Source organism: Verrucomicrobiota bacterium, from assembly GCA_037139415.1.
Classification (GTDB): Bacteria; Verrucomicrobiota; Verrucomicrobiia; order Limisphaerales; family Fontisphaeraceae; genus JBAXGN01.
In genome coordinates, this window is sequence record JBAXGN010000236.1 from 1 (window position 1) to 10,468 (window position 10,468).

Annotated in this window: 7 protein-coding genes and 1 tRNA gene; 3 read left to right on the top strand and 5 right to left on the bottom strand. The window is 57.2% G+C overall.

Annotated features, from left to right (window positions below; all coding sequences use genetic code 11):
- The first annotated feature begins 473 nt into the window (after window positions 1-473).
- The gene (locus tag WCO56_26590) at window positions 474-2,501 is read left to right on the top strand and encodes an alpha-L-fucosidase (protein ID MEI7733169.1); all 2,028 of its coding nucleotides are present in this window, start codon (window positions 474-476) and stop codon (window positions 2,499-2,501) included.
- A 93-nt stretch (window positions 2,502-2,594) separates the two neighbouring features.
- Here the strand turns inward: WCO56_26590 and WCO56_26595 are convergent.
- From WCO56_26595 to WCO56_26615, 5 genes are all read right to left on the bottom strand, one after another.
- A tRNA-Gln gene (locus tag WCO56_26595) sits at window positions 2,595-2,668 on the bottom strand.
- A 149-nt stretch (window positions 2,669-2,817) separates the two neighbouring features.
- Window positions 2,818-4,578 (bottom strand): hypothetical protein, encoded by a 1,761-nt coding sequence (locus WCO56_26600; protein MEI7733170.1) that lies wholly within the window; start codon window positions 4,576-4,578, stop codon window positions 2,818-2,820.
- Between the two features lie 123 nt (window positions 4,579-4,701).
- Window positions 4,702-5,754, bottom strand: a complete 1,053-nt coding sequence (locus tag WCO56_26605; protein MEI7733171.1) for a glycoside hydrolase family 43 protein — start codon at window positions 5,752-5,754, stop codon at window positions 4,702-4,704.
- Between the two features lie 117 nt (window positions 5,755-5,871).
- Window positions 5,872-6,795: a hypothetical protein gene (locus WCO56_26610; protein ID MEI7733172.1), complete on the bottom strand. Its 924-nt coding sequence runs from the start codon at window positions 6,793-6,795 to the stop codon at window positions 5,872-5,874.
- Between the two features lie 196 nt (window positions 6,796-6,991).
- Entirely contained in the window at window positions 6,992-7,990 is a 999-nt protein-coding gene (locus WCO56_26615) for a rhomboid family intramembrane serine protease (GenBank protein MEI7733173.1), read from the bottom strand.
- On the opposite strand from WCO56_26615, the gene WCO56_26620 reads away from it, so the two are divergent.
- The gene (locus WCO56_26620) at window positions 7,989-8,108 is read left to right on the top strand and encodes a DUF433 domain-containing protein (GenBank protein ID MEI7733174.1); all 120 of its coding nucleotides are present in this window, start codon (window positions 7,989-7,991) and stop codon (window positions 8,106-8,108) included. The two genes, WCO56_26615 and WCO56_26620, sit on opposite strands and share 2 nt — an antisense overlap.
- A 4-nt stretch (window positions 8,109-8,112) precedes the next feature.
- Window positions 8,113-10,437 (top strand): N-6 DNA methylase, encoded by a 2,325-nt coding sequence (locus tag WCO56_26625; GenBank protein MEI7733175.1) that lies wholly within the window; start codon window positions 8,113-8,115, stop codon window positions 10,435-10,437.
- Window positions 10,438-10,468 lie beyond the last annotated feature (31 nt).

The following is a 10,468-nucleotide window of genomic DNA, read 5'->3' on the forward strand; positions in this document are numbered from 1 at the left end:
CGAGGCGGGACTTGCACCCGCTGGCCTGTCAAAGATCGAAGGCTGCACCAGAAAAGCAGGAAGCCGAACATGGCAGAAAAATTTATTGGCAAAAAGATTATGACCGGAAGATGCCAAATTCGAAGTCGGAAGCCAACTTTTGCAGAAAAATCACCGCTAAAAGGTAGAAGCTTGGATTCAGGAGATGGCCGCCCGCGAATCGCGCGAATCAACGCGAATGAGGACCGCCATTTCGGATTTATGTTCATGTCATTCATGGGCGTCACGGTAGCAAGATTTTCGGGAAAGTGGTTCCCTCCGGGAGGGAAATTATGTGTACGTACACATAAGGGAAATTCGGCAGGAGCCAGTGACCATTGAGCAGTAATCATTGAGCAGGACGGGACCACCAAGGTCAAAAACTGACATTACTTGGTCAAAGTTGAACATGTTCAGGCGGCGTGTTGAGGCGTAGGGTGGTGCCAGATATAGTCATGAAAACGATCAAAATTCTACCGGTGATACTCGCGCTTTCATCCGCTTCCATTTCGGCAGCGGAAGGCAAACTGGATCTTCCCGTCCTGGACGGAGCGTTCAAACCCGACTGGGCGTCCTTAAAGCAGTACCAATGCCCCGACTGGTTCCGCGATGCCAAGTTCGGCATCTGGGCTCACTGGGGGCCGCAGTGCCAACCGGAACAGGGTGACTGGTACGCCCGCAACATGTACACGGAGGGGAGCGGGCAAAATAAGTATCATGTCGCCACCTACGGGCACCCCTCGAAGTTCGGTTTCAAGGATATTTGCAACCTGTGGAAGGCCGACAAGTTCGATCCAGATGCGTTGATGTCCCTCTATAAACAGGCGGGTGCAAAGTATTTCGTCCAGATGGCCAATCACCATTGTAATTTCGATAATTATGATTCGACCTACCAGCCGTGGAATTCGGTAAAGATCGGGCCCAAGAAGGACCTAGTGGGGTTGTGGGCGGCGGCGGCCAAAAAATATGACGTCCACTTCGGCGTCACCGTGCATGCGGGACGCGCCTGGAGTTGGTACGAAGGCGCGCAGGGTGCCGATACCAATGGCCCGATGAAAGGCGTACCGTATGACGGCAAGCTCACCAAGGCGGATGGCAAAGGCTTGTGGTGGGACGGCCTTGATCCGCAGGATTTGTACGCGCAAAACCATGCAATTGGGACGAAACCGGATGATGCGTATTGCCAGAAATTTTACAACCGGACCAAGGAGCTGATTGACAAGTATCAACCGGATCTCCTGTATTTTGACGATAGCGTGTTGCCGCTCGGAAACCGGCCAGAGATCGGTCTTAGCTTGGCGGCACACCTCTACAACTCGAACGCGAAGGCGCATGGGGGACGCAACGATGCCGTGATGAATACCAAGGGGCTGAACGAGGAACAACGCCAATGCTTGATCTGGGATATCGAGCGCGGCATCAGCGACCGGATCGAACCATTTGTCTGGCAGACGGACACCTGCATTGGTGGCTGGCATTACAATCGCGGCATCTACGACAAACACGGGTATAAAACCCCGGCGACGGTGATTCATTTATTGGCGGACATCGTCAGCAAAAACGGGAATCTGTTGTTGAACGTGCCAGTGCGGGGCGACGGCACCATTGATGAGGATGAAACAAAGTGCCTGGAAGGAATCGCCGCCTGGATGCGGCTGAACAGCGAAGCCATCTTCGGTACCCGGCCTTGGAAAGTGTATGGCGAAGGATACAAAAGCGCCAAGGCTGGCGCCGGCAATTTCAACGAAGGCAAGGGTAACCAATACACCGCTGAAGACATGCGCTTCACCACCAAGGGCGATATGTTGTATGCCATTGTGTTTGGCTGGCCGGATAGCGGGAAGTTTGTGGTGAAAACCCTGGGTAAAAAACAGGCGGGGCTCAAAGGAGACATCACCAGCGTGGAACTGCTCGGTGCCAGTACCACGGCGGCGTTTGAACGCACCGAGGCCGGTCTGTCCGTCACCTTGCCGCAGCAAAAAGTGGGTGACTGTGCCTGGGTACTGAAGATCAAGGGTCTCGACTTGGCGGGTTCAAATCCGACGGAGCAAATGACCATCATTCCGTTCTTTGTCAAGGCGGGGAAGGATGGCGGTTTCAAATGCAATGCGGATGACGCGGATCTGCACGGGAAGAAGATCCGGATGCAGGGCCATGGCAGCAAGGCGAACGTTAGCCGTTGGGATGACCATGGCGAATACATCTCATGGCCGTTGGAAGTGACTAAAGCTGGCAAGTTCCAGGTGACAGTGCGCACCGCATCGCAACGGACGGAGAACGCAATCGTTGTGGAGATAGGCGGGCAGCAGCTTGGCGGTACGGCTCCCAAAACCAGTTCGTGGGAGGAGTACACGGACGTGAAGCTGGGTCAGGTTGAGATCAAGGAACCGGGCAAACTTACCCTTACCGTGCGCCCGGCAGGCGAAGCCAAACAATGGAAAGCGATCAATCTGGCGTCGGTGACGCTCAAGGCCGTCAAATAAAGTGTTTTGACAGGATGAACCGGATTCCCAGGATAGTCGGCGATGGGAATGATGGGAAACCATGCGACGAATGGGAATGGTTTGAGGTTGAAGTGGCTGTCCGACATGGATTCGAACCATGACAAAGAGCTCCAAAAACTCTTGTGCTACCATTACACCATCGGACAACAGCGGCGACTAAACTATACCATGCCATGGCGTTTTGGAAGGGATTTTTTTGCAGAATTTTTTCTCCGTTTTTCTGAACCACGCATTAACCACTGCCAGCGCCAGTAATCGCTTTAACTCGGCTGGGGCGGCTGGGCTGCCGAGCGGTTTAGTTCCGGATCTCAATGCCGCGACGCGTCGGTTCGTCTGGCACTTGGATCTGATCCAGCCGCTCCAGGAGCTGATTGCCCAGGAAATTATTCTGTAGTTGCACCAAACGGCTATCGTGGATGGTCAGTTTGCCATGCGGCGGCAGGAAGCGGTTTCCGGTAAGCGTCACCTTTTCCGTGTAACCCAGATCCAGCAGGCCATCAAGGGTGTTGTTTTGCAGGAGCACCCGGGCAATTACCGGCTGGGTGGGTACTGCGCGTTTGCCACTCGGTCCCTGGATCAGCGAGGTGAATTCCAGCACCGTTCGCGGGTTACCTCGGCCCCGTTGGAACCGGGAATTGCGAATCACCACATCCGCAGGCAGAGGCCCTTCGATATTATCGCCGTAGAACCAGCAGAACGCGGTGATATCGCAATCCTCGATTTTCACCGGTGATTGAAACCGGCAACTGTTGAAGATTTTGCAACGCCGCAGGGTGGTGTCCGGATTCGCGCTGCTCACGTTCCACACCACGGCACCCACCTTCAAATCCGGCAGTGGGTGATCCAAGGTCACGGTCACGACCGGCGAGGCCGGGCGGGCGCCAGACGTGGATGGATGATCTTGCGCCAGGGACGCCGTGATCCTGGCTCGGTCCAACAATTTTCCACCCGCCACGTCGTAACCAGACACGATGTCACCCACATGATATGGCACGATGCCCAGCGGAAAATTCTGCCGGAGACGGAATTTCCCCGGGGCCAGCACTTCCACCACTTTGGCGGAATGGGTGGCGGTATTGAACGAGTCGTCGTTCATGCCTTCCAGGTGACAGTCCTCCCATAGCAGGGTGGCGTAGTTGGCTTTGACATGAAACCCATCGCGCCACGATGAAGTCAGCCGTCCGGTGCCGGGTTTGGGGCGGATATCAAAGCGGCGAAACACACAGGTCCCGTGATTGCGCGCCAGGTTCACGCCAAACAATGGCGCTGACCATAGGTTGATATCTTCGCAGAGCACACTGTGGTTTTCCTCGATGACGAATGCCGGGCTGGCGCCGTAGCCCTCCATCTTGTGCGCGATGCCACGCACCGGCAGGCTGATGCGTGTCTGGCCTTCCTTGATTTGGTTAAAGCCATTAAAATTATCCACCGCAAACACCCGGAAGATCCGTTGTTCCAGACTGCCGGGATACGCCGCCTGGCTATCCTTGATAAAATAATGTTGGCCGGTAAGGCTATGGGGGCCTTGATGCCAGAGCATCCCAAAGTAGGCCTGCTCTCGCTCGCGGGTTGGCCCGCCCAAGGGTGGCAGCACAAAGCCGTCGTGGATTTTTACATCCACCGTTTTCATCTGCGGATTTTTCGCCACAATAGTGCCATCGGCGAAAGGCAGCGGATCAAAATCCACCGAACAACCGCGCACCGTCACATTCGTGCAATGGGTCAGGTGCAGAAACCGCAGCCGCGCATCCAGGAGAAAGAGGGAACCACCGCCATCCAGAGTTACCTCCTGCAGGTCTTTTAATGTGAACACCCACGTTTCCGGCGTGGTTTTGACCCGGTACGTTTTGTGGCTTTCAAAACGCAGGCTGGAAAATGACCCAGCTTCCCTCAGCTTGTCCAGCGCCCGCTGGATGGCGGGGCCGTCATCGGTCACCCCATCCCCTTTGGTGCCAAAATCCGCCACCCGAAGCTCGGTAGCGCCCGGCAAAGGCGAGACCAAGCCGGCCGAAAAAACCAGCAGGCCCGCCAACAGGTGAACATAGTGGCTCGTCATAATCGGTGGTTTCACTTCCCAGCGGAGTAGCAACCAACGTTACCCCTTTTTAGCCACCCAGCGAATGGCCTGGGACACCAACTGGCGATCGTTTGGAGCGGTTGGTGTTTTTCATAAGTGGGGTTACGGATTCGGTTCGCGCAAATTCCACGAGTCGCGCCAAGGCACCTCGAAACCGGTTTTGGTGAACGTCACGGGCAGCCACAAATAACGCGAGTCCGGCAGGTCATTCTGGCTCCAACGATCACCCATGAAAATAAACGTGCCAGGCTGGCCCGCCACCGGCAGCACAAAGGTGCTCTGACCGCGAAACGTGATGTTCGCCTCGGGCCCCCGGCAGGGGTTCGGGAGTTCCTTCCACGGTCCCCAAATCGAGTCGGCCACGGCGGAGCGCGCCGCGTTGGGTGCCCAGCCGGTGCAACCGGAGGCCACCAGGTAGTAGCGTCCCTGGTGCTTGAAGATCGCTGGCGCTTCCATGGAGCGTTTCTCGAACACCCGCTCGAAACGTCCCGCCGGCTTTAAATAATCGTCCGTCAGCAACGAAATATGCATGGTGGCGTTTTCTTCCGAGGCATGGAATAGATAGGCTTTGCCGTCCTCATCCGCAAACACCGTCATATCGCGGCTCATGGCGCCGTCCGGTCGCAGGCTGCCCAGGTAGCGGAACGGGCCGGTGGGGGAATCGCTGGTCGCCACGCCCGCATGGGCCAATTGATAATCCTCGGAATCCACATGCATCCACATGACGAACTGCTTAGTGGTGCGATTGTAAATTACCTTGGGCCGCTCCAACACTTTGGTCTTGTGAAGCTCGTGCGCGGGATCACCCTGCACGGCGGGCAGCACGTTGCCTTCCGATTTCCAGTTGTACAAATCGCTGGAGGAATAACAGGAGATCCCAATCAGCTCGACCCGGGTACCGCCCCAACTGCGATTGCATTCCGGTGCCCAAGTCTTGCCCGTCTTGATCTCGCCATACCAGTAATACCGCTGGTTGTGATACAAGATACCGCCGCCATGCGCGTTAATGGGCGCGCCAGTGGTATCGGTCCAGATTTCGCCTGGCTTGAACTGGCTGTGCGGTGTGATCTGGGCGGCCTGAGTCGCGAGGCAGCCAGCCAGCCACACCAGTGCGAGCCATGGCTTTACCCATGATAAGGAACGGATTTGCTTCATAATTTTCGTCTCTTCTATAGCGTCAGCAGCTAGTTACTGCAAGCAAGGGATGCGCAAAATGCGGAGATTTCCTCCGGCCAGAGTATTTGGCGGAGGCCGATCGCCATGTAAACTTTCTCACGCCAACACATTTTGCAAGATGATCAAGGCGGTGCGCAGCACTTGTTCGGATTGCATTTCCAATGGGCGGTATTGCTCCACCCAACCCTTGCGGCTCTGGTGGCGATCCCGCCACAGCAGTTTCAGCACGCGCTCAGTGCGCTCCACTTGTTGCATGGCCGAGCTGAGCGATTCGCGCCCGTGAGGCAGATCGGAAACATCCCCCACGGAAAACCGGCTGATGCTCCGGTTGCTGAAGACGGCGTGCAGCAGCATGACGAGCGTCTGTTCATAGGGGTACCACCGCTGCATCAGCATCTCGCGCAGAAAGCTGTGGCGGATGGCGAAAAATTCAGAGCGCGGCCGGGTGGAGATTTTGCGGATTTCCTGGGCCTCAGCCGGGAACCAGTTATAGAGCAGGGCCATGGTGCCGTAGGTGTCCAGGAGCTGCTTGTGGTCGCCGCCATCGGTGGTGATCTCCCCGATGCAAAAGTCCTGGTTCAATTCCAGAATGATTTCCGGCAAATCATGCAGCCGGCTGAGCACTTCCCTGCCGGTCGAACTGCCGTAATTGAAATCGCCGGGAATCAGCCAATAGACGTCCTCCGGTCCGCCTTTGGCAAACGCGGCGCCCAGACCGGTGTACCACATTTGGCAGGTATCCACACACCAGGCGTCGAGGATGTCCGAATGTTTGGCGACGGTGCTGTTACGGAATTTCGTGAAGCGTGCATCCCATTCCATGGCATGCACGGTTTTGTTATCCATGACCGTGATGGGCCGGGCGTATTTGTCCTTCTCGCCGTCCAGCCGCCCAATCAGTTGGTAGAGGTCCTCCAAATCTGAATGATCCGCCGGCTGACGGAACGGGTAAATGATGACAGGGTGGATTTTGGCCGGGGTGGCCGGATGCGAGCGGGCACTGGCAGCGGTCTTTTTCATACACAACAATCCATAGTCCGTCACCGACAACGCCCGCCGAGGTGGTTTTGGCCCCCAGTCGTCCTCTGGCTCATCTACCCGATGAGCAGGGCGGCGGAGTGTGCGGGTGACTAATGCGGCGGTAGCTTAACCCGGAAGGCAGCGCGGAAACAACCCAAAAGCCAATAAAAAAGGTGGCCTCGTCAGGCGGGCGACTTTACCTGAGCCGGGCACGACCGGAGAGATAGCCCCAGGCCATGCCAATGGCCAGCCCGGAACCATGCACGATGTTGGCGATGTGCCCCACCTTGCCGGAGAGACACACAAAAAACCAGATGATCATCAGCACCACGTTCACCTTGTCCATGAAATAGCCGGATGCCGGATCGCACTTGCCGCGAATCCAGACGTAACCAAACAGCCCGTACACCACGCCGGACATGCCGCCAAACCGGTAGATTTCCGACCCCAGATATTCACCGGTGTTGGACACCACGCCAATGACCACCACCAGCGCCACCAGATGCCATGAACTTTCCCGCGCCTCAATCATCGAACCAAGCTGCATCAGCCATAGCAGGTTGAAAAAGATGTGCGTAAAGCTGAAATGCAGAAACACCGGCGTTAGCAGCCGCCACATTTCCCCATGGCGCACTTCGGAAAGCGCGGGAATACCTAGGAATCCCGGGCGATAGTTTGAAATAAACAGCAGCTTTAATGCCGAATCATTCTGGCCCAAGCTGGTCCAGAACGCGAACAGGATGCATGCGCCCATGAGGACCAGCGTCAGCGGCCCCAGCCCATACGGAGCCATGGTGGGAAATAGCTTGGAGCGGTCCACGCAGCGTTTTTCATATTCCGCCTGGGCGCGCTCTTCCGCCGAACGCAAGGCATTGGCGCGTTTGGATTCTTCCCGGAACTCCGGCGCCTCGGGGTTCTGGTTGAACCGGTCCAGATGCGTCTTGGCCTGCGCCATCAGGTCTTCATCATGCACCCAAATGATCCACGCGCCGTCGGCTTCGGCCTCGACGTCGTTCTTGATGCCCTGCACATAGAGATACTCCCCAAACGTGCGGGCCTGGAGTTCATTGGGCAGCGTGCCAATGGAGCGCATGTGGGGAAGTATGTTGTGAAAACCGCCCCAAGGCAAATCGTTTGTCACCAACCCTAAAAACAGGCTGGTAAATGTGCGCACGGTGAGGCAGGTTATTTGCATGGTGCGCGATTACCTGTCGTTTTTTGAACGCCGACACGAGATTTGTGGCGGAGCGCCGGTCATTAAGGGTACGCGGGTTTCGGTGCGAACCATTCTGGCCAGCGTGGCTGACAATTAAACCCATGGCGCTCGAATCCAAACCGCTTTTTCATCCGGAGGTGATCCGCCAGCAAGTGCGGTCTTTCAACCTGCCGGACCGCGTGGGTGCCTGGCTGCCCAAACTCCAGTACTGGGCCGAACTCATGGCTTCCGGTCGCGCCGACGATTTCAAGGAAACCGAACTGCTTCCGGATTTCCTCACGGACATTTTTGGCGGTCTGCTCGGCTACACCGGCCCGGCTGGTCCGGCGGACACCTTTACCTTGTCGCGCGAACGGCATGTCGAGGTGGACGGCGAATTTGCCGATGCCGTGTTGGGCAGATTCCAGAAAGACAAGGAACAATTCACTGCGGTGCTCGAAGGCAAGAGCGCCCGAAATCCGTTGGACCGCCCGTTTGCGGGGCGTCGCATGTCCGCCGTGGATCAGGCGTATCGCTATGCCATCAACCTCCCGTGCGATTGGATCATCGTCACTTCGATGCGGGAAACGCGGCTGTATCACAAAGGCGCGCAGCAGCACGCCTATGAACGCTTCGAGACCGTCCGGCTGGCCAGTGATCCCGTGCTGCTCAAACGCTTTGTGTTTCTCCTTGGGGCCGAACGCGTTGTTTCCGCACACCGCGATTGCCATCTCTACGAGCTGCTCCGCGCCTCCGAAGTCGTCGGGCGCACATTGACCAACCAGTTCTACGCTCTCTACGCGGACATTCGCCAACAGGTGCTCACCCGGCTGTGCCGCGCAAACCCCGCCGTCAGCCCGCCCGAGATTCTGCGCTGCACCCAGAAATTGCTCGACCGTGTCTTGTTCACCGCCTTTTGCGAAGATCGCGGTCTCCTGCCCGCCGAAACCCTGAAGCGCGCCTTCGAACATCATGATCCTTACAATCCCAAACCCGTCTGGGTCAACTTCTGCGGTCTTTTCCGAGCCATTGATGCCGGCAATGCCGGTCTGAACATCCCGGCCTACAACGGCGGCCTGTTCGCCCCCGATCCGGCGCTGGACGCCCTCCAGGTGCCGGACGACGTCTGCGCCCATTTCAAGGAGCTGGGCGATTACGATTACCGGCCTGCCCGCGAAGTGGCCGACGCGGACGAGACCACCGAAGTCCGTTCCGTGATTGACGTGGATATCCTCGGGCACATCTTCGAGCAATCCATCACCGACCTGGAGCGGTTGCGCCACGGTCTGGAGGCTGAAGGTGCTCCCGTGGATGACGATCAGGCGAAAACCCGGCGCAAACAGGAAGGCGCGTTCTATACCCCGGCCTTTATCACCCGCTACCTGGTCGAGCAAACCCTGGGCGGCGTGGTACAAACCCGGTTTGCCGCGTTGCGTCAAACGCACGAAGCGGAAACCACCGGTACCGCCCGCAAGGCCCTGGCCGACCCCAGCGCTTACGACCTGGCCGTGCTGAACGAACCGCAGCGCAAAGCCCTCATCCGGTTCTGGGAAGCGTGGCAGGAAGACCTGAAAACCCTCCGCATTCTTGATCCCGCGTGCGGCAGCGGCGCGTTTCTCATCGAAGCGTTCGATCAACTCCATGCCGTTTATGAAGCCTCCAACGCCCGGCTGGAGGAACTGCGCGGCCAGCGCACCCTGTTCGATCTCGACCGGCAGATTCTGCAACACAATCTCTACGGCGTGGACCTCAACGCGGAGGCCATTCAGATTTGCCAGCTCAGCCTCTGGATCAAGACCGCCGCGCGCGGAAAAGCCCTGACCAGCCTCGACCACAGCATCCGTGAGGGCAACAGCGTCATCAGCGACCCGGCGGTGCATCCCAAGGCCTTCAATTGGCAGACCGCCTTCCCCGAGGTCTTCGCCCAAGGCGGCTTCGATGTCGTGGTGGGCAACCCGCCGTATGTCCGGCAGGAACTGCTCACGTCCTTCAAACCATGGCTGGAATCCCACTACGATGCCTTCCACGGCATGGCGGACCTCTATGTCTATTTCTACGAACTCGGCGTGCGAATGCTGAAGCCGGGCGGGCTGCTTTCCTTTATCGTCACCAACAAGTGGATGAAGGCCGGCTATGGCGAACCGCTCCGCCGTTTCTTTAGCGAAAAAGCGTGGGTCAAATCCGTGGTGGACTTTGGCCATGCCAAACAAATTTTCGAGGAAGCCGATGTTTTCCCCTCCATCATCGTTGTCGAGAAGCCAACGGGAGCACCCATGCCCAAGACGACGCGCCTCTGTATCATCCCCCGCGAGCAATTACGAATTGATGATTTGAGTGTGCAGATTGAGCACGAAGGCTTTGTGATTTCTAAAGATCGGCTAGGTGAGGCCGCATGGAATCTCGAACAACCAGCAGTGACTGATCTCCTAGCAGCCTGTCGGACTTAGAAAAGCAGTTTTTTTAAGAAGCCCGGACATA

Excerpts from the sequence above, each read along its gene's own strand:
- WCO56_26600 (MEI7733170.1), bottom strand. The coding sequence starts at position 4,578 with ATGACGAGCCACTATGTTCACCTGTTGGCGGGCCTGCTGGTTTTTTCG.
- WCO56_26620 (MEI7733174.1), top strand. The coding sequence starts at position 7,989 with ATGGTGCGCGATTACCTGTCGTTTTTTGAACGCCGACACGAGATTTGT.
- WCO56_26610 (MEI7733172.1), bottom strand. The coding sequence starts at position 6,795 with ATGAAAAAGACCGCTGCCAGTGCCCGCTCGCATCCGGCCACCCCGGCC.
- WCO56_26590 (MEI7733169.1), top strand. The coding sequence starts at position 474 with ATGAAAACGATCAAAATTCTACCGGTGATACTCGCGCTTTCATCCGCT.
- WCO56_26615 (MEI7733173.1), bottom strand. The coding sequence starts at position 7,990 with ATGCAAATAACCTGCCTCACCGTGCGCACATTTACCAGCCTGTTTTTA.
- WCO56_26625 (MEI7733175.1), top strand. The coding sequence starts at position 8,113 with ATGGCGCTCGAATCCAAACCGCTTTTTCATCCGGAGGTGATCCGCCAG.
- WCO56_26605 (MEI7733171.1), bottom strand. The coding sequence starts at position 5,754 with ATGAAGCAAATCCGTTCCTTATCATGGGTAAAGCCATGGCTCGCACTG.